A 21,438-nucleotide genomic window follows, 5' to 3' on the forward strand; every position below is an offset into this window, starting at 1 on the left:
TACTTGAATAGCTATCGATTTAAACATCTAGCGACTCAAGCATCTGGCGACTCCTCCTTGCGAGACTATTCGGCTTTCTTATCTGACGGTGCTGAAGCTTCGCTGTTGACCTGAATGGTTTCAGATTCCACAGTTTCCGTGACACTAGGTTCAGTCTCACTTGGCTTATCAGACTCAGGCTTAGCGTACGGACGTTGAACTTGAGCAGCGGACTGCTTGAGTTCATCGACTGACGCTTTTAGGTCTGGAGATAAATCTTCCATACCCATTTTTTCCGCCTTGCGTAGGTTTTCTTGCAGCTCTTGCACCTTAAGCTCGTGAGAAAGTTCATCTTTCACACTGTTTGCCATGCTTTTCGCTTGTCCAACAAACTTGGAAATACTACGAATCGCCACGGGCAAACGCTCAGGTCCTAAAACCACTAACCCAACGACAGATATTAATACCAGTTCCCAAAAACCGATATCAAACACGATTTACGCCTGCTCTTTGTCTTTCTTTGTTTCAGCAGTTGTTTCAGCGCTAGCTTCTGTCTTCTGCTGTTCAATATTCTTTGGTTCAAAGTCTGCATCTTTCTTATCTGCAGGCTTGTCTTCATCGCTCATCGCTTTTTTGAAGCCTTTCACCGCTGAACCTAAGTCACCACCCATACCGCGCAGTTTCTTTGTTCCGAAAAGTAAAATTACAATTACAGCAATGATTAGAAGTTGCCAAATACTGATACCACCCATTGTCATTGTCCTCGGGTCTGTCTACACATAAAAAATATTAAGAGAGTCTACTGTCTAACGACGGTAAGCTCGCCAACTAAGCAACCAAAATGTGACACCTGCGATGCCACAGCCCATAGATAGCTGCTCATAAGGGCTTGAAACTAATATTGCGGAGCATACGACTAAAGTGGCTCCAACGCCAAACAAAAACTTTCCAGTTGCTTGCTGACGCTTACTATCTCGGTAACCTTGATAAAGCTGATCCATTCTGTGGTTCATCGCTTTACCTTGGCGTAAGCTGTCATAAAGCAGCTCTGGCAGCTCTGGCAGTTTTTCTGCCCAGAATGGCGCGCGCTCTTTTACTGCGTTGATCACAGCTTGCGGCCCTACCTGATTCATCATCCAGGTTTCAAGGAAAGGCTTGGCGGTTGCCCACAGATCAAGCTGCGGGTACAACTGGCGACCTAGGCCTTCCACATACAACAAGGTCTTCTGCAGAAGCACCAACTGAGGCTGAACCTCCATGTTGAAACGTCTTGCTGTATTAAATAAGTTTAGCAACACATGGCCAAATGAGATCTCGCCAAGTGGTTTTGCAAAAATTGGCTCACACACCATGCGAATCGCGAACTCAAAGTCGTTGACGTTGGTGTCGTGTGGCACCCACCCCGAATCCACGTGCAGCTCAGCGACTTTACGATAATCTCGGTTGAAGAAAGCCAGCAGATTCTCTGCTAAATAGCGCTTATCTTCACTGTTGAGTGTGCCGACAATGCCACAATCCAAACCAATCCACTGAGGGTTATCTGGATTTTCAGGGTTAACGAATACGTTGCCTGGGTGCATGTCTGCATGAAAAAAGCTGTCTCGGAATACTTGGGTAAAGAAGACCGTCACGCCACGTTCCGCGAGCAATTTCATGTTGGTGCCGTTGGCGTTTAGCGTTTCAATATCTGAAACCTGAATACCATAGATTCGCTCTGACACCATCAAGGTTTCACTGCTTAAATCAGGGATAACCTCTGGAACATACAGCTCTTCACTGCCTTCAAAATTACGTCGAAGTTGAATCGCATTGGCCGCCTCGCGGCGCAGGTCTAGTTCATCAAGTAAGGTTTTCTCGTACTCATGAACGACTTCAACCGGTTTCAAACGACGTGCTTCAGGAAGCGACTTAGCGACTATACGCGCCATTCGGTGCATCAGTTTTAGATCTGCGTCAATCACCGGGCGAATATCAGGTCGAATTACCTTGAGAACAATCTCACGACCGCTCTTTTTAAGCTTTGCGGTATGCACCTGAGCGATAGAAGCAGAAGCCAGAGGCTCGATATCAAAGTCGGTAAACCAGTTATCTAAACTGCCACCGAGCGCCTTTTCCATATCTTGTTTAGCCAATTGACCATCGAATGGCGCAACTTGGTCTTGCAACAGTGCCAGTTGATCGGCGATATGAGGAGGGAACAAATCGCGACGCGTCGACATCATCTGTCCGAACTTGATCCACACAGGCCCAAGCTCTTGCAGCGCGAGACGTAAGCGATGACCCAACTCTTTATCTTGATGCTTGTTCTTAAGCCAAAACAGCGACTTTCGCGCCAGCAAAGGGGCTTTGGTCAATTGGTGCTCTGGCATCAACTCATCAAGGCCATATTCCAACTGTACCTTGATAATATGATAAAGACGTTTCAGTTCTGTTGGGGTCATGCTTTCTCCAACAGAGCGTTCAACTTAGCTTCAAGACGTGCTGCAGAGCTTTTCACGTCATCAACCTGATCGCAAAAGTGCGCGACTTCTAATGGCGCTGGTGCGATCTTCCACTCTTCAGTCAGAACTTGAGCAACATGGCTTTGATGTTTGGTGGCTTGCTTTGCCACAAAACCACCGACGTTTTTAACGCCTTGGACCAAGGTATGAGCAACCACATCACCCGTTACGCGCGATAACCACTCTTCCAAGTCAGGCTTGCAGTCTGTCATCAGTTGAGCGAATTTCTGAGCCAGTTGAATGTCACCCTCTAAGATCAGCTTATCTTGCTTGATCAGCTTGGTGATGTTCGATTGCTCACGCAGTTCCGGTAACACCGATAAATTCAAAGATAGGTAGCAATCAGGCTGCCCTTCGTATTCCGACAACACATCAATTTGTTGGCTGAAAACGAAAGTGAGTGTTTTATTCAACTCTTTCAAATTAACTTGAATGATCTGCCCCTTTAAACGAGACAAACGACGAACCAAAGCTGGATCATCGTTCACGAAAGTATTTAAAGAGGTTTCAATAACCGCGGTGACCAATGGATCAAATGGCATGACTGTCCTTACCTTTGAAAACGGATAAGCCTTAACCTATCCGTTCTGTCTTTATTCTTATTGTTTAGCACGCTCAACGAGCCTGCTACCAAGTTCGACTAGAACTTGTAACCGCGGTGCAGCGCAACAATGCCGCCCGTTAGGTTGAAATATTTAGTATTCTCGAAACCCGCTTCCTGCATCATGCCTTCCAAAGTCTCTTGGTTAGGGTGCATGCGGATAGATTCTGCAAGGTAACGGTAGCTGTCTGCATCGTTAGCAATCAGCTCACCCATTTTTGGCAATAGGTGGAAAGAGTATGCGTCGTAAACCTTTGATAGTGGCTCAAGCACTGGCTTAGAAAACTCAAGAACCAACAGACGACCACCCGGCTTAAGCACGCGGTACATTGAACGCAGCGCTTGGTCTTTATCGGTTACATTACGCAGACAGAAGCTGATGGTAATGCAATCGAAGTAGTTATCCGGGAAAGGCAACTCTTCAGCGTTCGCTTGTACATAGTGTACGTTGCCAACAATGCCGCTATCACGCAGCTTATCACGGCCAACATTCAGCATTGAGTTGTTGATATCAGCAAGAACCACGTGGCCTTTTTCACCAACGATACGCGAGAATTTCGCAGTAAGGTCACCAGTACCACCACCAAGATCGAGGATACGTTGACCAGGGCGCACGCCACTGCAATCAATCGTGAATCGCTTCCACAAGCGGTGAACACCACCCGACATTAAGTCATTCATGATGTCGTATTTAGCGGCTACAGAGTGAAATACCTCTGCTACTTTCGCGACTTTTTGGTCTTTCGCGACTGTTTCGAAACCAAAGTGTGTGGTTTCTGACTCTACTGCTGAATTTGTCTGCACGCTTGTGTCCATAATGCTGTTATCTACCATGGTAAGTTCTCATCGACAGTACACTCTCTCTTTAGAGGCGCTGCGGCCGATTAGTTTACTTTATCCTCAGCAGGTTGTCTTTCTACTAAGGAGGCATTTTCTGAAAAAGCCTCATTTTGCGCCATTTCAGCCAAACCAATCGAGATCGGTTTCTTCACTTCAACACCCAATTGCTTGAAGCTTTCGGCCTGACGAATCACGTTGCCTCGCCCTGTCACTAGCTTATTCATCGCCCCTTGATAACTTTGGTTGGCTCTATCAAGTGAGCTGCCAAGGCCTTCCATATCATCAACAAACAGGCGCAGCTTGTCGTAAAGCTTGCTCGCACGTTCCGCGATAACTTGTGCATTTTGGTTCTGTCTGTCGTTGCGCCAAAGATTATCAATGGTACGCAGTGCCACCAGCAGGGTGGTTGGGCTGACCAAGATGATGTTTTGCTCCATCGCATCTTTCACCAAGCTAGGATCAGCCTGAATCGCCACTTGGAATGCTGGCTCAACCGGGATAAACATCAACACGTAATCCAGGCTCTGTATGCCTTTGAGCTGATGATAATCTTTCTGGCTCAAGCCTTTAATATGCGCTCGCAATGAAGCCAAATGATCACGCAATGCGGCATCACGCTGTTGATCGGTTTCGGCATTGAAGTAACGCTCAAACGCGACCAATGCCATTTTAGAATCCACCACTACTTGCTTATCTTGTGGCAAATGGACAATCACATCCGGCTGATAGCGCTTACCTGCATCGTTCTGTAGGTTCACTTGCGTTTGGTATTCGTGACCTTCGCGCAGCCCTGATTCAGCAAGCACGCGAGCCAGTACCACTTCACCCCAGTTACCTTGTTGTTTGTTATCGCCCTTTAGTGCTTGAGTCAGGTTAACCGCTTCACGCGTCATGCTTTCATTAAGGCGCTGCAGGTTTTTCAGCTCATGCACTAAGGTATGGCGCTCTTTGGCTTCTTGGCTAAAGCTATCGTTAACCTGCTTCTTAAAGCCTTCCAACTGCTCTCTTAGTGGAGACAACAAACCTTCTAGGCTCTGCTTGTTCTGCTGATCTACCTTGGCGGTTTTACTCTCAAAAAGTTGGTTCGCTAACAATTCAAACTGCTGCTTAAGTCGAGATTCAGCTTGTTCTAGCAACTGCAGCTTTTCGCTATTGGCGAGGTTTTCTTGATCATGCCTTGCTTCTTGTTCGCGCAGCTCGGCTTCTAATTCAGACTTATGATCCTTAAGCACATTGATCTCATCAGCGTACTGCTGGCGCTCTTGCTTTACTGCCTCAAAGTAGCGCAGCTTTTCCATCGCAGCCATCACCTTACCGTGTGCTTGCTTGAGCTCGAATGCCGCTTTGTCTCGGTCATCATCTAACTCATTGAGTTCTTGTTGCGCCTCTGCGAGTGATGATTTGAGCTGAGCTTGCTGAGATTCATGCAACAAACGATCGGACTCTAGTTGCTGCTCGAGCAATCGCTGCTGAAAAGAGAGCTTCTGTTTAATCCACCAACCCACGACGCCACCGCTGACGAGCGCGCCAGAAATTGCAGCAATAAGCGTTGCCTGATGTTCGATAATCCATTGCATGATAATGATTTAGCCTAATTGGAAATAACTCATTAAATGGTATTTTGATACTGGATAAATGTCCAGTTTGCCGTGTTAAAATTCGACAGATAGACTAGGCGCTCCGTATTCTGTCCCATCAAATTAGAATGAGTTGCCATGAACGAACGTCGTGCCTTAGGCTTTGGCCTTTCCGCAGTACTGCTGTGGTCAACGGTCGCTACTGCTTTTAAGCTGACCCTTGCTGAGTTTTCACCTATTCAAATGCTGACTATCGCTAGCATTGTGTCGTCGATTGCGCTGATCGCAGTCTGCGCGTTTCAAGGTAAGCTTTCTCAGCTGAGTACCACGTTTCTTTCAAACCCTTGGTATTACTTACTGCTCGGCTTGGTCAACCCATTGGCCTATTACCTGATTCTATTCAAAGCATACGACCTGCTTCCCGCTTCACAAGCTCAAGCCATCAACTACAGCTGGGCGATCACGCTGACTCTAATGGCAGCGGTTTTTCTGGGACAAAAGATTCGTAAACAAGATTGGATTGCGTGTACCTTCAGCTATGCGGGTGTGGTAGTTATTGCGACCAAAGGCGACGTGTTAGGCATGCAGTTCGATAGCCCACTCGGTGTGGCGCTAGCGCTGCTTTCAACTTTGCTTTGGGCGGGATACTGGATTCTCAACACCAAAAACAAGGCTGATCCCGTGGTGGGTGTACTGCTTGGGTTCTTAGTGGCATTGCCCTTCGCGATCGGTTTAACCATTTACGAAGGCGAGAGTTTTAGCCAAATCACAGCGAAAGGTTGGATGGCTGTGACTTATGTTGGCCTGTTCGAGATGGGCATTACCTTTGTCTTGTGGCTATCAGCACTCAAGCTAACCAACAATACGGCACGTATCAGCAACCTAATTTTTGCCTCACCGTTTATTTCGCTAATGCTACTTTCAACCATCATTGGCGAAGAGATTCACCCAGCGACACTGTTTGGCTTACTGCTAATCATTGCTGGTTTGGTGATTCAACAGATCAAGTTTTCAAAGAAAAACCCTACGTAAATAAGAGCTAAAAGACTCGATTGAGCACGAAAAGCTATCGATATAGTCTAATTTTCTCAATTAGATGTTAGATACAAAAATGGCGAGTCATATGACTCGCCATTTTTCTGTAAGATAACATTAAGTTGTAAGTCTCAATGTTCGATATTCAACCGTTGTTTTTCATATCAAATTTGGACTTAAATATCATGAAAAACAAGATCATAAATATAAAATCATTTACGCCATAAATTGTGTAAAACACGCCAGCCATCGTATCCGCTTCATATACTGGTGATAGCGTATTATTGGAAAGCCAATTCACCCAAACAACCACATAAACCAACTTTTCAATAAAGAAAGCACCAGCAAGATATTTGATGTTCGCATTGATTGTTGCAGCCCCAAGGTACGCTAGACCCCAAACGACGATCATAATCAATCCAAAGTTCGACATTACAACGGGATCGGCTTCGTTAATGGCACTATTCGTAAAAAAGCGTGAAAACAGTAAAACAGCACCAACATTCATCGCTCCTGCTGCCAATAGAATGCTTTTTACTTTTGTCTGATTCATTGCAAACCCCTCATTTAAATAATTAAAACATCAATCACTTATAATCTTTATCATTTGTGACGAAGTCATTCTTTCTACTGACTGAAAATGTTCTAAATGAATAAGCTTAGCCAGTGCTATCGCCAGTATGCTATACGCTTTGGCCTGCAACCCACCCAGACGACCACGTCCATTGGAAGTTATAGCCCCCTAACCAACCCGTTACGTCCATTACTTCACCGATGAAATAGAGGCCAGACACACTCTTACACTCCATGGTTTTCGAAGATAGGTGATCAGTATCCACTCCGCCTAGAGTCACTTCGGCAGTTCGATAACCTTCCGTGCCATTTGGTGCAATTTTCCAGTTCTCTAGGTGCTCAACGATGCCACTAAGCTGCTTTTCGTTGAACTGTTTAAGCGGCTTGTCTTCAAGCTCTTTACGATCAATCAGCACTTCCACAAAACGCTTTGGTAGTGCTTTCGCCAAGGTATTTTTCAGGCTCTGATTTGGGTGTTTCTCGCGAGAATTTTCAAGCAGCTCAGCAACGTCTACTTCAGGTACTAGGTTGATAGAAACCGATTGACCCGCTTTCCAGAATGAAGAGATTTGTAGTACCGAAGGACCAGATAAGCCGCGGTGCGTAAACAGCAACGCTTCTTTAAATAAAGTGCCATCTTGCGCTGTGATCTCAGCAGGAATAGCGATACCAGAAAGCTCAGCGAAAGCTTCTTTGTCTTCTTTATGCAGAGTGAATGGCACTAAACCTGCAGTAGTTGGCATTACAGACAAACCAAACTGCTCGGCAATCTTATAGCCAAATGGCGTTGCGCCTAGCTTAGGCATAGATAAACCGCCTGTCGCCACAACTAGCGAGTCACACTCAACTTCGTCAGTATTGAGGTGCATCTTGAAGCCAGAATCAGTTTTTTCGATAGAGTGAACATCACAACGGTAACGCTGTTCAACTTTCGCCTGCTTACACTCGTCAAGCAGCATGCTCACGATGTCTTTTGCTGTGTGGTCATTCACACAGAACAACTGGCCGTGATCGCGCTCTTCGAACTCAATGCCGTACTTGCTCACCATCGAGATAAAATCCCAGTTGGTGTATTGAGATAAAGCTGACTTCACGAAATGAGGGTTGTTACACAGGAAGTTGTTGGCTGAAACATCATAGTTAGTGAAGTTACAACGGCCGCCACCTGAGATTAAAATTTTTCTGCCTGGTTTCTTTGCATGATCAACCACCAGCACTCGTCGGCCGCGTTTGCCCGCTTCCGCAGCACACATTAAGCCCGCGGCACCCGCACCAATTACGATTACATCAAATTTTTCACTCATGTGGTTCTGCTTTTCTTCACTTGTGCAGCCCGAGTACGCCCTGTTCTCGAAATGCCATCAATAAAAAAGGATGTGCATAAACAGCACATCCTTACTAATTGCTCGCTATTTTAGCGGCAATTTTAAACTTTGCAATTGATGTTCAATTGTACAATTTGCAGACAGCAGCAAGCCACTGTTTGGCTTGGCGAACCAACAACCGAAGCTTTACACCAAAAATCTAAGCTCTACTTCAATCGTACTAAATGACTTAGACGATGAAAGAAGACAGCAAGGTTACACCTAACAGAGCAGAAGAGAGTATGAATAACTGCCTTACACGATCGCACTTCGACGTAAAAACTTCGTCGTGATGGTGGTGATACTCTTTGCTTTTGATGTAACTAAACAGGCGAACCTGTTTGGTCATATTGCCATGGGTTGTGAAAAAACCGCCTCCATCTACTTGTTGATATAGTAGAGGGTGTGCTTCTCGCATAATATAAATGAGTGTTCTTAGCGCAGTAAAGTAACGCGCCCAGTTCACACAAGTCACAACCATTAGTGCAAATAGAATAGTGTCGCCGCTGATCATCCTTTCCTCCTTACATCTTCATAAGAAAACTCAAAAGAAAAAGATAATCAGTGTCTTTCTCGTACTACCTAAACGGCAGGAGCTTCCATAATTGAAGATGAACCATCTTTTGCCAATTGCGCTAGGTCTTTATCAATAAAGAACAGTGCTTTACCGTCTTCACCAACAAGCTCTAGCTTATCCAATACACCTTTAAACAACTTCTCTTCTTCGTGTTGCTCTGCAACGTACCATTGCAGGAAGTTAAAGGTTGAGTAATCTTGTGTGCTGAAAGCAACGTGAGCCAGTTTGTTGATCTTTTGAGTAATCATTTGCTCATGTTCGTAAGTTTCACGGAACACAGCCCCAAGGCTATCAAATTCATGTTTTGGCGCTTCAATCGCACCTAAAATTGGCATTGCACCTGTCTCACTTACGTAAGTAAAAAGACGCTGCATGTGTTCCATTTCTTCGACTGCATGAACACGCAGAAACTCTGCTGCACCTTCAAATCCTTTGTCTTCACACCAAGCACTCATTTGTAAGTATAGGTTGGATGAGAAAAATTCTAGATTAATTTGATCGTTCAGTTGCTCTACCATAGTTTTTGATAGCATTTAAGACTCCTAATTACATCTTCAGTTTTCTCTACTATATCACTATTTTATGAATATCTCGCAGGCCATTAGTTAACCAATATTTCGAGCAAACATTACGCAAGACAGTGGATATGAGATCACTTCAGCAAAAAAAGGCATTGCATAGTGCTAGTCTTTAGTTAGGCAATGAATAGAAGAGGTAGCGATATGAGTTACAAACATATTTTGGTCGCAGTCGATTTATCAGATGACAGCAAATTACTTGTGGATAAAGCGGTAGCATTGGCTAAGCCATTGGAAGCCAAAGTCTCTTTTATCCATATCGATATTAATTATGCAGAGCTCTATACCGGCCTTATTGATATCAACATGGCAGAAACCCAACACAACGCGATGGAAGCATCTCGAGTTCAGCTACAAAATTTTGCAGAACACGCTCAATACCCTATCACCCACACCTTAGTGGGCAGCGGCGACCTGAGTCATGAACTGTGTGACACCATCAATGAATTCAATGTTGATTTAGTGGTTTGTGGGCACCATCAAGACTTCTGGAGCAAACTGCTCTCTTCAACACGACAACTGATCAATGCCTCGCCGGTTGATATGCTGGTCGTGCCTCTAAGAGATTCAGAAGACTAATGAATTAAGGTTAGGTAACATACAGCTCATATCTTATTAACGAAGTTTTTATATGAGCTATTTAGCTAGTGTTACCCTCTTATGGGCCTTCTCTTTTAGCCTGATCGGCGTTTACCTTGCTGGTCAGGTTGATTCTTGGTTCTCTGTATTAATGCGTGTTGCCCTTGCTGGCATTGTATTTCTTCCTTTCCTGAAGTTTCGAGGTATCTCGCGTAAGCTGATCGCTAAGTTGATGACGATTGGTGGTATCCAGCTTGGGCTGATGTACTGCTTCTATTACCAATCTTTCTTGCTGCTATCCGTTCCTGAAGTCCTTCTGTTTACCGTTTTTACCCCAATTTACGTCACACTTATTTATGACTTCCTCAAAGGACAATTCTCTCCGTGGTATTTAGTGACAGCGGCGATTGCTGTATTGGGCGCTGTATTCATTAAATTCGCGGGTATCAACGAAAACTTTTTAGTCGGTTTCCTCGTAGTCCAAGGTGCAAACCTGTGCTTTGCTATCGGCCAAGTTGCTTACAAAGTAGTGATGGAGAAGGAATCGACAGAGTTACCTCAGCGCACAGTATTTGGTTACTTCTATTTGGGTGCGTTATGCGTCGCTTCGGTTGCTTTCATACTCTTAGGTAACCCTGAGAAGTTGCCAACGACCACGCTTCAATGGGGCATCCTGATTTACCTTGGCTTGATTGCTTCGGGGCTAGGTTACTTTATGTGGAATAAAGGTGCATGCATGGTGAATGCTGGGGCACTGGCTGTAATGAACAACGCCTTAGTTCCAGCCGGCCTTGTAGTGAACATCCTGATTTGGAACAGAGACGTCGACTTGGTTCGATTGGCCATTGGCGGCGCGGTTATCTTGTTCTCTCTGTTCGTCAACGAGACATGGGTGAAAAAGCGTGTGCGAGATCCACAAGCAACGCCTAACCGCTTTCACTGAGCTTAGTTAACTAAACTAAACTAAGCTAAATGAACAGAGCTAAATGAATTGGCTCGGATAACCCCAAAAAGCAAAAGAGCGACCTTAGGTCGCTCTTTTTAAATCATCGTTGTAGCAATAAGTTATCCGTACCAGTTTCAGTGAATGTGACTATGGCTCACTACCTGAGTCTTGGTTTCAGTGAAAGCGACGTCATCAAGTTGTAGGTTGATACGTTCAAGGTGACTTTCCAGTTTTTGACTTTTCTTAAACAGCTTTTGCTGCTTCTTAATCATCTTCGCGAGTTTTTTGTTGTACTTCTCTTGTTTTTTGGCCGCTTTCTTCGCTCGCTTGAGATCGGCTTTTTCATCACAACTCGCATTAGCGATTCGTTTTTTCAGTTTGGCTTTTTTCTGTGATGCTTTTTTATCTACAACATCAGCGGCAATATCAGCAACGGCTGGATCGAACATTTGAACAACAGGTTCAAGGGTCTCGTTGATTTCAGCAAGTGATAGCTCGGGTGCAGGTAATGTTTCCGCTAGTAGGCCGCATGCGGCTTTTTCTTCAACGGGTTTATTTTGACAGCCAAGAGGTGGAATTGCGGTTGGTTTGCATAGGTTCGCTTGATCCGCCGAAGAACGCGCACAAGAACGACACACAAATTTAGGTTCAGTAACCAAGCTGTGGATCTCTCCTAGGTGTTCAGTGATATCTCGACGGTTTAACTTACAAAAGCGTTTAGCCATGCTACAACTCCAGCTAAGAATAATAATGATTCTTAGTTAGATATACATCCGTAACGCGACTATCGCAAGTGTTAAATGGTGATTTATCGTATTTATGACGGGAAATTTTCTTAGTGTGTATCTAAGTTATTGATGCTTCAATTAAGTCATTGATGCTTTCACATACACATCAAAACGGTTCTTTTTAGTTTCGATTGCCATGCTCGGTTTTTGCTCGTCTAACCATGCTGCGTAATCCGGTCTTTTGACCACAACGCGCTTCGTTGCCAACTTCATCGCAGGCTCAAACAAGCCATCGGCATCCAGATCGGCGCCAACCAAAGATTGGAATACTCGCATCTCTTTCTTAACCAAAGCCGACTTCTTCTTGTTCTCTGGATGTGGGTACATAGGATCGAGGTACACCACATCAGGCTGTTCGAAGTTAGGGTCGTTGCTAAGTTTATCCAGCGCGTCGTGACTTGAAGCGTGAATCAACTTCATACGTTCGCTAACCCAACCGCCGATATCTGGGTCTTTTTGTGCTCTCTGCAGGCCGTCATCCAATAATGCAGCCACAACTGGATGTCGCTCTACCATCTGCACTTTACAGCCCAACGAAGCCAATACAAATGCGTCACGCCCTAAGCCTGCTGTACCATCAAGAATAGTTGGCGTTGCGCCTTTGTTTAGACCTGCCGCCTTAGCAATTGCCTGACCTTTACCACCACCAAACTTACGTCTGTGACCGACTGCGCCTCCGACTAAATCAACAAAAATAGCGCCAAGCTTAGGTTCATCGACTTTACGTAGCTCAAGTCGCTCGCGAGTCAGTACCAAAGCAAACTCGCTACTTTCATCATGAGATAAATTCCAACGGGTCGCTAAGTCATTTAAATGATCGATTTGGGTAGCATCTTCGCAAATCAGTTGTAATTGCAAGGTCGTCTCCAACAGACAGTGGTATTCAAAATAAAAGAGGCAACCAGTTTACCTGATTGCCTCCACAATACATATTAGCGGTGAAAAGTATTCACAGCTCGGTCGGCTTACCTAAACCAATTACTCTATCTCTCGTTCTTGCCTTAACTCTTCAACAAGCTCGGCCAGTGGCTTCGGTCGGCCAATAACATAGCCCTGAGCGTAGTTAACACCGAGTTCAATCAACTTATCGAGAACCTGAGTATTTTCAACAAACTCAGCTACCGTGTGCTTGCCCATCTGCTTCGCTAAATCATTGATCGAACGAACCATCACATAGTCCATCTCGTTAACATCAATATCACGCACAAACAGGCCATCAATTTTCACAATATCAACAGGTAATGCCTTCAGATATCCGAATGACGACAAGCCTGAACCAAAATCATCCAGAGCAATCAAACAGCCGAGCTCTTTAATTCGAGTAAAGAAGTTGATTGCCTGCTTCATATTACTCATGGCGGCCGTTTCAGTGATCTCTAAACAAATCTTATGGCAAGGCACTGATGAGTTCGCCAAACTTTCAATCAAGAATTCAACAAACTCTCGGTTACCCATCGAGTGACCAGAAAGGTTTATCGAACACATCCCTAAATCATCAACGAGATGTGGGCGTTGCTCCAACCAATTCAACGTCTGACTGACGACTTGGCGATCAATCAAATGCGCGATGTTATAGCGCTCGGAAGCTGGCATGAAGATCCCCGGTGAAATGTACTCACCTTGGACGTTCTTGATCCGCACCAGTATCTCAAAGTGCATTTTGTTGCTATTTTCCTCTAGGCCAAGAATACGTTGGGCAAATAACTCCAAGCGATCATTGGCTAAGGCTTCGTGTACCAAGTTAACGCATTCCATTTCTAAATGGCGACGGCGCAGATCTTCATCATCTAGATGATAAAGGTGATAACGATTTCGCCCTTCCTCTTTAGCGGCATGGCAAGCGGCATCCGCCTGTGCATGCACCATTTGTGATGAAGCGGCAGTATGGTCAATCAATCGAATTCCGATAGAACAAGTAAGATTGAGGTGAATATCACCCCATAAGAATGGATTCTCACTCATCATCGATATAATACTGTGACAGACATTGACAGCATCTCGCTCAGTACAGTCTTTGATTAATACCGCAAACTCATCTCCCCCCATCCGAGCTAACACAGCATTGTAAGGAAGCACATCTTCTATCAGATTAGCGCTAAATAAGATCGCGGCATCACCCGCTTCATGCCCAGCAGTATCGTTCAATACTTTCAATTGGTCCAAATCTAAGAACAACATCGCATGAGTTCTCATATGACTCTCGACCTCTTTCAGCGCCTTTTGTAGCTCTTGCTCAAAGTGGTTGCGGTTGAAAGTGTCTGTAAGCAGGTCATAACGCGCTTGGTATTCTAACTTTTCAGAAAGTTCGCGGGTTTCAGTAATATCCTCTCCCACAATCAACAGCTGACCCGAGTCGACCAATGGACGAATATTTTCACGAATCCAGATCGTTCTACCGTCCGCATGACGATACTCGATATCACGACGCCACACGCCGCGAATTTTGTGCTGTGGTTGCAACAAGATATGACGAGGAATCATCGCGTTCTCATCCACATAAAATTCTCTAGGGCGATGCCCCAAAAGCAGATCAAGTGGATAACCTAGTAATTCTTCAGCAAACTGGTTCACTTGCTGAATGCGATTATTGACATCCAGTGTAATCATCATCACCGGCTGCTTGTCGTAATACAGTTTGAGATTCGCTTCACGTTGGAATAATTTGTTCTCAGCAAGCTTTCGTGAGGTAACATCACGAGCTTCAAATAAGAACTGAATGGTGTCCTCTTCACTGCTCGGCATCGGCTTTAAAGAGATATCTAGCACCATTCCACCACGATCACGGCACCATACCTCCGCCTCAAATCGTAGGGTTGGATAATCATCCCTTTCTGCAAAATACTCCTTCAGCGCTTCGCCAGCGGCATCCTCCCAATATTCTTGGAGAGGTGTTCCTAATTTATAACCTTGATTATAAAGAAGCTCATGCAGCTTACTGTTGCTCGACAGCAGTACACCGCCTTTATCAAGAATACCCATGTACTGTAGACTTTGATCGAATATCGACTCCAGTAATAGCTGGCTTTGTCGGCTAGCACGCTCACTTTTCTTGAGGCGGTTGAGGTAGTAAACCAAGGTCGCAATAACACACGACATAACCAGAAACAGCAAACCTATTGTTCGAATTTCATCGTGATAACGCACCAAGAATGACTGAGGCTTATTGAGAAAAGTAATTGAAGCTTCATTCTCAGTTCCCAGCCCCCAGCGTGACATCTGTTGGTAGTCGAGTTTAATTTCCGATGCGCCAGGTGCGACTAAAGGCAGAGGTTCATTTGGGTTTGCTAATACCTTTAGTAAAACACGTCCCGTATCTCGACCTTGCGTTTCACCACTTTGAATAACACCGCCTATCGCCCCAAAACCCAACCCCAAATCGTGCACCATATACAGTGGCATTTGGGTTTTAATGTTCAATTGTCGCCAGTCTTCAACGCTACTCACGTTACCTTTAGCATCGCGATAATATGCCCAAAAGAGTAAGCTCTGATCTAGATCGGTTCGCTGAGAAAACGCAATTAACTCTTGGTAAGAGTCAGGCACATAGTGCTCCAGCAAATCGGAAAAGTTGGGGTGAGCCTCAATAGAACGATCAATTTGTGAGCGGATAGCCTCACCTGTTACTGAATGGTCAGTAACAATGTATATCTTCTTTACGTTTGTTTGAAGGCGCTTAATTAGCTCAATATTACCCAATAAATCAATATCTTCAGTAATGCCCGTCGCGTTCAAACCTTCAATCATTTCAGGGGAGAAATTGTTGATGCCACCAAAGATTACTGGCGTATCTTTGAGATCGGGCGCAAGGCGCTTCATTAAATTAAGGGCGTTATTGTCACTGACCACAACCGCAGCAAATTCTTCATGCATCAACTTGGTGTGATAAAGCTGATAAACGCGCTCTAAGTATTCTGGGTTTTGAGTTCGTTTACTATCCAAATAAACAACTCGATACGATAGTCGATCACGGTCCAGTTCTTCTGATAATCCTTTGTGGAAATCATCAGTCCAGAAAAAACCCTGATGATAAGAGTGAATAACCAACACATCTTTTGTTTGAGCTGAAACAAAAGCACTCCAACACATAACAATCAAAAACAACGAAAATCGCACTGAATTCACCCTAACACTATAGTTGCTGCTAATATTATCACCCTTGGCTATGATGTGTACTAAAGCCGGTATATTTTTTATTCACCCTAAGGATTATGCATGTCCACAACTACAGCTCGTCTGGATGATCTAGACCGTGCCATTCTCAAAACCTTAATGGAAGATGCGCGCACGCCTTATGCTGAAATGGCAAAGAAATTCGATGTCAGCCCTGCGACGATTCACGTTCGTATCGAAAAGATGAGATCGGCCGACATTATTGAGCGAACCGAGGTTGTGGTAAACACCAAGAAGCTTGGTTACGACGTGTGTTGTTTTATTGGTATCAACCTTAACGCAGCTCGCGACTACCACTCAGCCATTGCAAAACTGAATGCCTTAGATGAAGTGGTTGAGGCTTACTACACCACTGGCGCCTACAACATTTTCGTAAAGCTGATGTGTAAATCGATCGAAGAGTTGCAGTTCGTACTGATCGATAAATTGCAGGCGATTGACGAGGTTCAATCGACTGAGACACTGATTTCATTGCAGAACCCTATCAACCGCAATGTAAATCCATAATCGTTTGATAAATCGATACAAAAAGAGCCTCACAAGGAGGCTCTTTTCACATTCTGACTAGCACAATATTAAGCGCTGATACCCGCATGACGCAGCATCGCGTCGATTTGAGGCTCACGACCACGGAAGCGTTTGAACAGCTCCATTGGCTCTTCACTACCACCCATTTCAAGGATGTTGTTCAGGAAGCGATTACCCGTTTCAGTGTTGAAGATACCCTCCTCTTCAAATGCTGAGAACGCATCTGCCGATAACACTTCTGCCCACAGGTAGCTGTAGTAACCCGCGCTGTAGCCACCAGCAAAGATATGCCCAAAGCTGTGTGAGAAGCGGTTCCAATCAAGGCTTGGCAATACAGAAACCTTAGACTTAACGTCGGCTAACGTTTCTAGTACGCGAGCACCGACTTCTGGATCGTATTCTGTGTGCAGTGTGAAATCGAACAGGCCAAGCTCTAGCTGACGCAGGATAAACATCGCAGATTGGAAGTTTTTCGCCGCTAGCATCTTCTCTAGCATCTCTTTTGGTAAGGCTTCACCCGTTTCGAAGTGACCAGAGATAAATGACAGCGCTTCCTCTTCCCAACACCAGTTTTCTAGGAACTGACTTGGTAACTCAACCGCATCCCAAGGCACACCGTTAATACCCGCAACTGCGCCCGCTTCAACTTGCGTTAGCATGTGGTGGATACCGTGGCCAAATTCATGGAATAAGGTCACCACTTCATCGTGAGTAAACAGTGCTGGCTTATCACCAACTGGCTTGTTGAAGTTACACGTTAGGTAAGCAACTGGCGTTTGCAGCTCGCCAGATTCAGTAATACGACGACCACGACAGTCATCCATCCAAGCACCACCACGTTTGTGTTCACGTGCGTATAGATCTAGATAAAAGCTACCGCGCAATGTGCCTGTCGCATCAACGATGTCAAAGAAGCGCACTGAATCATGCCATGTATCCACACCTTCACGCTCAGTCACAGACATACCAAACACACGGTTTAGTACTTCGAACAAACCAGAAACTGCGTTCGACTCAGGGAAATATGGACGAAGCTCTTCATCAGAGATCTCGAACAAGTTCTGTTTTTGTTTCTCGCTGTAGTAAGCGATGTCCCACAGGTTTAGCTCAGAGACACCAAACTCTTTCTCAGCAAACTGACGTAGCTCTTCTACTTCACGCTCACCTTGCGGTTTGGCTTTTACTGCTAGGTCGTTAAGGAAACCAAGTACTTGGTCTGGCGTTTCTGCCATCTTAGTCGACAGAGATTTTTCGCTGTAAGTGCTAAAGCCAAGCATGCGTGCGATCTCGTGACGCAGCTTAAGTTGCTCAGTGATGATCTCAGTGTTGTCCCACTTACCAGCATTTGGACCGCGATCTGAAGCACGCGTTACGTAAGCTTCGTACAGCTCTTTACGCAGTTCTTGGTTATCACAGTAGGTCATCACAGGTAGATATGATGGGATATCTAGAGTCAGTAGGTAACCTTCCTGCTCTTTAGCTTCTGCCGCGGCTTGTGCTGCTGCCAATGCCGACTCAGGCATACCGGCCAGTTCAGCAACGTCTGTTACCTGCTTGCTCCAACCCATGGTTGCATCAAGCACGTTGTTTGAGAATTGAGAACCTAGCTCAGATTGGCGCTTGCTGATCTCGCCGTAACGGTGCTGCTCGTCTGCAGGTAAGCCAATACCCGACAACTCGAAATCACGCAGTGCGTCAGTAATCGTTTTCTGTTGAGCTTGGTCTAATGCAGAGAATGCTTCACTCGCCTTGATCGCTTTATACGCTTCGAACAAACCTTTGTGTTGACCAACCCACGTGCCGTACTCAGAAAGCACAGGTAAACAACTCTCATAAGCATCACGCAGTTCGTCGCTGTTCATCACAGAATTCATATGGCTTATAGGTGACCAAATACGGCCTAAACGATCATCCACTTCTTCAATCGGAGCAACGAGGTTGTCCCAGCTTGGTGAAGTATTACCTTCAAGTACTTGTTCTATCTTGTTGCGACACTCTTCAATCACTTGCTCAACAGCAGGCTTAACGTGCTCAGGTTTGATTTGTGAAAACGGAGGTAAGTCCGTGAAGGTTAATAGCGGATTAGACATATAAACATTCCTTTGGCTTTAGAGACTTTCGTCTTTTTTGTAATGAGCTCGTCTTACAGTCATCAGGCTCAGGGTCACCCTAAAAAATCACCTGCGAATAGTTATTAGATAGTGCCCAACAAGGCAAATTTCAATAGTAGAACCAATAACTAACTGCATATTGCGAACGACTGTTCCTGAATTGTTTGAGAACTTATGGTCCATTGGGGGTTATAATAGTCAAATTAACCCCACCTACACTAACCACACTCTAATTCGAGAGTGTTACGAGAGTTTAATTTGTTAAGTTATCGCCACAGCTTCCACGCGGGCAACCATGCCGACGTAGTAAAGCATATCGTACAGAGCCTTATTCTTAATTCTTTGAAACAGAAGGATAAGCCTTTTGTTTACCATGACACTCACTCTGGTGTAGGTCGTTACGACTTAACGCATGAATGGTCTGAAAAAACAGGCGAATACAAACAAGGTATTGCACGCGTCTGGGCACAAACAGAACTTCCTGAAGACATTCAAAGCTACCTTGAGTCTATCTCAGCACTCAACAATGGCGAAAAACTGCGTTTCTACCCAGGTTCACCACGTGTTGCACGCGCACACCTACGTGACCAAGACCGCATGGTACTGACTGAGCTTCACCCAGCCGATCACCCGCTGCTTGAGCAAGAGTTCCACCGCGATCGTCAGGTATCTATCTATAAAGAAGATGGTTTTAAGCGCTTGAAGGGCAGCCTGCCACCAAAAGAGCGTCGTGGTTTGGTACTGATCGACCCGCCTTATGAGCTGGCAAAAGAGTATCGTGATGTTGTGACTGCGATTGCTCAAAGCCATAAGCGCTGGGCAACTGGTATCTACGCAATTTGGTACCCAGTGGTAAATCGCTGTGATATCGAAGATATGATCGAAGGACTTGAAGGCTTAGGCATCAACAAAATTCTACAAATCGAACTTGGCGTATCACCAGACACCAACGAGCGTGGTATGACAGCATCAGGCATGATTGTTATCAACCCACCTTGGAAGCTAGAAAGCCAAATGAACGAAATTCTTCCATTCTTGAAGGAAGCAATTGCGCCGGCAACCGGTCACTTCAAAGTAGAGTGGATCGTACCCGAGTAATCTCGAACTTAACGTCATGCTCTGACGAATATTCAGCAGATTGTGACGTACACGAATAAATTTTAAACAGGGAGATTGAGTTCAACCGATCTGCCCTCAATATAATAATTAGACAATTTAAGAATCTATAGGACGTAGGTGTTCAGTGCGCTCACTGTACCCACAGCCTTCAATAAATGGAGAAAGTAATGGCGACTCATTTTGATTACATCTGTATCGGCGGCGGTTCAGGCGGCATCGCATCAGCTAACCGCGCAGCAATGCACGGTGCAAAAGTTGCACTTATCGAAGCTCAAGACCTTGGTGGTACTTGTGTAAACGTTGGTTGTGTTCCTAAAAAGGTTATGTGGCACGGTGCTCAAGTTGCTGAAGCAATCAACCTATATTCAAAAGACTACGGCTTCGACGTTGACGTAAAAGGCTTCAACTGGGGCAAACTGGTTGAAAACCGTCAAGCGTACATTGGTCGTATCCACCAATCTTACGATCGCGTTCTTGGTAATAACAAAATAAACGTAATCAAAGGCTTTGCTAAGTTTATCGATGAGAAGACTGTTGAAGTTAACGGTGAGCACTACACCGCTGATCACATCCTGATCGCAGTGGGTGGTCGTCCAACCATTCCAAACATCCCTGGCGCAGAGCACGGTATCGACTCAAACGGTTTCTTCGACCTGATGGAGCAACCTAAGCGTGTTGCTGTAATCGGCGCAGGCTACATCGCAGTAGAAATCGCAGGCGTACTAAGTGCACTTGGCACAGAGACACACTTGTTCTGTCGTAAAGAGTCACCACTTCGCAGCTTCGACCCAATGATCGTTGAGACACTGGTTGAAGTAATGGAAGCGGAAGGCCCAACACTTCACACGCACTCAGTTCCTAAAGAAGTAGTGAAAGAAGCAGATGGCACACTGACTCTGCACCTAGAGAACGGCAACACTCAAAACGTTGACCACCTAATCTGGGCTATCGGCCGACACCCAGCCACTGACGCTATCAACCTAGCATCAACTGGCGTTGCAACGAACGACCGTGGCTACATCAAAGTCGACGAGTTCCAAGCAACCAACGTTCCTGGCATCTACTGTGTTGGCGACATCATGGAAGGTGGTATTGAGCTAACACCCGTTGCTGTTAAAGCAGGTCGTCAGCTTTCTGAGCGTCTATTCAACGGTCAAACCAACGCGAAGATGGACTACACGCTAGTACCTACTGTTGTATTCAGCCACCCACCTATCGGCACTATTGGTCTAACGACTCAAGAAGCTGAAGAGCAATACGGCAAAGACAACATCAAGGTATACACGTCTGGTTTTACTGCAATGTACACAGCAGTCACTCAGCACCGTCAACCTTGTAAGATGAAGCTAGTATGTGCTGGTGAAGAAGAGACTGTAGTTGGCCTACACGGTATCGGTTTCACTGTCGATGAAATGATTCAAGGCTTCGGTGTTGCAATGAAGATGGGCGCAACCAAAGCAGACTTCGACTCTGTTGTGGCAATTCACCCAACGGGCAGCGAAGAATTCGTTACCATGCGATAAACCACTGTAAGTCAAAGAAATATTATACAAAAGCCGACCTATGTCGGCT

Annotated in this window: 20 protein-coding genes; 6 read left to right on the forward strand and 14 right to left on the reverse strand. The window is 45.2% G+C overall.

Annotated elements, in window-relative coordinates; translation table 11 throughout:
- Window positions 1-65: 65 nt before the first annotated feature.
- The 6 genes from tatB to rmuC form a co-directional block, all read right to left on the reverse strand.
- Window positions 66-473 (reverse strand): Sec-independent protein translocase protein TatB, encoded by a 408-nt coding sequence (gene tatB, locus ACED25_RS09530; RefSeq protein ID WP_371695159.1) that lies wholly within the window; start codon window positions 471-473, stop codon window positions 66-68.
- A gap of 3 nt (window positions 474-476) precedes the next feature.
- On the reverse strand, window positions 477-731 hold the full coding sequence (gene tatA, locus ACED25_RS09535) for a Sec-independent protein translocase subunit TatA (protein ID WP_009848052.1): 255 nt from the start codon (window positions 729-731) through the stop codon (window positions 477-479).
- A gap of 54 nt (window positions 732-785) precedes the next feature.
- The gene (ubiB, locus tag ACED25_RS09540; protein ID WP_371695160.1) at window positions 786-2,420 is read right to left on the reverse strand and encodes a ubiquinone biosynthesis regulatory protein kinase UbiB; all 1,635 of its coding nucleotides are present in this window, start codon (window positions 2,418-2,420) and stop codon (window positions 786-788) included.
- Window positions 2,417-3,022 carry an SCP2 domain-containing protein gene (locus ACED25_RS09545; protein ID WP_052880271.1) on the reverse strand — a complete coding sequence of 202 codons (606 nt, stop codon included), beginning with the start codon at window positions 3,020-3,022 and terminating at the stop codon, window positions 2,417-2,419. The genes ubiB and ACED25_RS09545 overlap by 4 nt, the downstream gene beginning before the upstream one ends.
- 98 nt (window positions 3,023-3,120) lie before the next feature.
- The gene (ubiE, locus tag ACED25_RS09550) at window positions 3,121-3,900 is read right to left on the reverse strand and encodes a bifunctional demethylmenaquinone methyltransferase/2-methoxy-6-polyprenyl-1,4-benzoquinol methylase UbiE (RefSeq protein ID WP_029222994.1); all 780 of its coding nucleotides are present in this window, start codon (window positions 3,898-3,900) and stop codon (window positions 3,121-3,123) included.
- A 65-nt stretch (window positions 3,901-3,965) separates the two neighbouring features.
- Window positions 3,966-5,498, reverse strand: coding sequence for a DNA recombination protein RmuC (gene rmuC / locus ACED25_RS09555; RefSeq protein WP_102432215.1), 1,533 nt, complete (start codon window positions 5,496-5,498; stop codon window positions 3,966-3,968).
- Window positions 5,499-5,636: 138 nt separating this feature from the next.
- On the opposite strand from rmuC, the gene ACED25_RS09560 reads away from it, so the two are divergent.
- On the forward strand, window positions 5,637-6,530 hold the full coding sequence (locus ACED25_RS09560; RefSeq protein WP_371695161.1) for a DMT family transporter: 894 nt from the start codon (window positions 5,637-5,639) through the stop codon (window positions 6,528-6,530).
- 148 nt (window positions 6,531-6,678) lie between these two features.
- Here ACED25_RS09560 and ACED25_RS09565 read toward each other — a convergent pair whose 3' ends face one another.
- The 4 genes from ACED25_RS09565 to ftnA all read right to left on the reverse strand — a co-directional run bounded on the left by ACED25_RS09565 (window position 6,679) and on the right by ftnA (window position 9,580).
- Complete coding sequence (locus ACED25_RS09565; RefSeq protein ID WP_017099239.1) at window positions 6,679-7,086, reverse strand: hypothetical protein; 408 nt, start codon at window positions 7,084-7,086, stop codon at window positions 6,679-6,681.
- Between the two features lie 130 nt (window positions 7,087-7,216).
- Window positions 7,217-8,410, reverse strand: coding sequence for an NAD(P)/FAD-dependent oxidoreductase (locus ACED25_RS09570; RefSeq protein ID WP_371695162.1), 1,194 nt, complete (start codon window positions 8,408-8,410; stop codon window positions 7,217-7,219).
- 250 nt (window positions 8,411-8,660) lie between these two features.
- Window positions 8,661-8,984, reverse strand: a complete 324-nt coding sequence (uspB, locus tag ACED25_RS09575; RefSeq protein WP_009848060.1) for a universal stress protein UspB — start codon at window positions 8,982-8,984, stop codon at window positions 8,661-8,663.
- A gap of 68 nt (window positions 8,985-9,052) precedes the next feature.
- Complete coding sequence (gene ftnA / locus ACED25_RS09580; RefSeq protein WP_004735556.1) at window positions 9,053-9,580, reverse strand: non-heme ferritin; 528 nt, start codon at window positions 9,578-9,580, stop codon at window positions 9,053-9,055.
- A 189-nt stretch (window positions 9,581-9,769) separates the two neighbouring features.
- Here ftnA and uspA point away from each other — a divergent pair, with 189 nt between their 5' ends.
- Complete coding sequence (gene uspA, locus ACED25_RS09585) at window positions 9,770-10,204, forward strand: universal stress protein UspA (protein ID WP_009848061.1); 435 nt, start codon at window positions 9,770-9,772, stop codon at window positions 10,202-10,204.
- 52 nt (window positions 10,205-10,256) lie between these two features.
- Complete coding sequence (locus tag ACED25_RS09590; RefSeq protein ID WP_371695163.1) at window positions 10,257-11,147, forward strand: carboxylate/amino acid/amine transporter; 891 nt, start codon at window positions 10,257-10,259, stop codon at window positions 11,145-11,147.
- A gap of 137 nt (window positions 11,148-11,284) precedes the next feature.
- Here ACED25_RS09590 and ACED25_RS09595 read toward each other — a convergent pair whose 3' ends face one another.
- The 3 genes from ACED25_RS09595 to ACED25_RS09605 all read right to left on the reverse strand — a co-directional run bounded on the left by ACED25_RS09595 (window position 11,285) and on the right by ACED25_RS09605 (window position 16,024).
- On the reverse strand, window positions 11,285-11,875 hold the full coding sequence (locus tag ACED25_RS09595) for a hypothetical protein (protein WP_371695164.1): 591 nt from the start codon (window positions 11,873-11,875) through the stop codon (window positions 11,285-11,287).
- A gap of 141 nt (window positions 11,876-12,016) precedes the next feature.
- Entirely contained in the window at window positions 12,017-12,796 is a 780-nt protein-coding gene (locus ACED25_RS09600; RefSeq protein ID WP_269337751.1) for a class I SAM-dependent methyltransferase, read from the reverse strand.
- Window positions 12,797-12,916: 120 nt separating this feature from the next.
- Window positions 12,917-16,024 (reverse strand): EAL domain-containing protein, encoded by a 3,108-nt coding sequence (locus ACED25_RS09605; RefSeq protein WP_371695172.1) that lies wholly within the window; start codon window positions 16,022-16,024, stop codon window positions 12,917-12,919.
- A gap of 126 nt (window positions 16,025-16,150) precedes the next feature.
- Between ACED25_RS09605 and asnC the strand changes: the two genes are divergently transcribed.
- Window positions 16,151-16,615, forward strand: a complete 465-nt coding sequence (gene asnC / locus ACED25_RS09610) for a transcriptional regulator AsnC (RefSeq protein ID WP_009848066.1) — start codon at window positions 16,151-16,153, stop codon at window positions 16,613-16,615.
- 68 nt (window positions 16,616-16,683) lie between these two features.
- On the opposite strand, the gene prlC is transcribed toward asnC, so the two are convergent.
- Complete coding sequence (gene prlC, locus ACED25_RS09615) at window positions 16,684-18,726, reverse strand: oligopeptidase A (protein ID WP_371695165.1); 2,043 nt, start codon at window positions 18,724-18,726, stop codon at window positions 16,684-16,686.
- A 279-nt stretch (window positions 18,727-19,005) separates the two neighbouring features.
- Between prlC and ACED25_RS09620 the strand changes: the two genes are divergently transcribed.
- Window positions 19,006-19,845, forward strand: coding sequence for a 23S rRNA (adenine(2030)-N(6))-methyltransferase RlmJ (locus tag ACED25_RS09620; RefSeq protein WP_371695166.1), 840 nt, complete (start codon window positions 19,006-19,008; stop codon window positions 19,843-19,845).
- A gap of 188 nt (window positions 19,846-20,033) precedes the next feature.
- Window positions 20,034-21,389, forward strand: a complete 1,356-nt coding sequence (gene gorA / locus ACED25_RS09625; RefSeq protein ID WP_009848069.1) for a glutathione-disulfide reductase — start codon at window positions 20,034-20,036, stop codon at window positions 21,387-21,389.
- The last annotated feature ends 49 nt before the right edge of the window (window positions 21,390-21,438 follow it).

It is taken from the genome of Vibrio sp. 1F263 (assembly GCF_041439035.1).
Taxonomy (GTDB): domain Bacteria; phylum Pseudomonadota; class Gammaproteobacteria; order Enterobacterales; family Vibrionaceae; genus Vibrio; species Vibrio tasmaniensis_A.

What these genes read in the sequence shown, in the direction of transcription:
- tatA (WP_009848052.1), bottom strand. Translation starts at nt 731, where the DNA reads ATGGGTGGTATCAGTATTTGGCAACTTCTAATCATTGCTGTAATTGTA.
- ubiB (WP_371695160.1), bottom strand. Translation starts at nt 2,420, where the DNA reads ATGACCCCAACAGAACTGAAACGTCTTTATCATATTATCAAGGTACAG.
- ACED25_RS09545 (WP_052880271.1), bottom strand. Translation starts at nt 3,022, where the DNA reads ATGCCATTTGATCCATTGGTCACCGCGGTTATTGAAACCTCTTTAAAT.
- rmuC (WP_102432215.1), bottom strand. Translation starts at nt 5,498, where the DNA reads ATGCAATGGATTATCGAACATCAGGCAACGCTTATTGCTGCAATTTCT.
- ACED25_RS09560 (WP_371695161.1), top strand. Translation starts at nt 5,637, where the DNA reads ATGAACGAACGTCGTGCCTTAGGCTTTGGCCTTTCCGCAGTACTGCTG.
- ACED25_RS09565 (WP_017099239.1), bottom strand. Translation starts at nt 7,086, where the DNA reads ATGAATCAGACAAAAGTAAAAAGCATTCTATTGGCAGCAGGAGCGATG.
- ACED25_RS09570 (WP_371695162.1), bottom strand. Translation starts at nt 8,410, where the DNA reads ATGAGTGAAAAATTTGATGTAATCGTAATTGGTGCGGGTGCCGCGGGC.
- uspB (WP_009848060.1), bottom strand. Translation starts at nt 8,984, where the DNA reads ATGATCAGCGGCGACACTATTCTATTTGCACTAATGGTTGTGACTTGT.
- ftnA (WP_004735556.1), bottom strand. Translation starts at nt 9,580, where the DNA reads ATGCTATCAAAAACTATGGTAGAGCAACTGAACGATCAAATTAATCTA.
- uspA (WP_009848061.1), top strand. Translation starts at nt 9,770, where the DNA reads ATGAGTTACAAACATATTTTGGTCGCAGTCGATTTATCAGATGACAGC.
- ACED25_RS09590 (WP_371695163.1), top strand. Translation starts at nt 10,257, where the DNA reads ATGAGCTATTTAGCTAGTGTTACCCTCTTATGGGCCTTCTCTTTTAGC.
- ACED25_RS09595 (WP_371695164.1), bottom strand. Translation starts at nt 11,875, where the DNA reads ATGGCTAAACGCTTTTGTAAGTTAAACCGTCGAGATATCACTGAACAC.
- ACED25_RS09605 (WP_371695172.1), bottom strand. Translation starts at nt 16,024, where the DNA reads ATGTGTTGGAGTGCTTTTGTTTCAGCTCAAACAAAAGATGTGTTGGTT.
- asnC (WP_009848066.1), top strand. Translation starts at nt 16,151, where the DNA reads ATGTCCACAACTACAGCTCGTCTGGATGATCTAGACCGTGCCATTCTC.
- prlC (WP_371695165.1), bottom strand. Translation starts at nt 18,726, where the DNA reads ATGTCTAATCCGCTATTAACCTTCACGGACTTACCTCCGTTTTCACAA.
- gorA (WP_009848069.1), top strand. Translation starts at nt 20,034, where the DNA reads ATGGCGACTCATTTTGATTACATCTGTATCGGCGGCGGTTCAGGCGGC.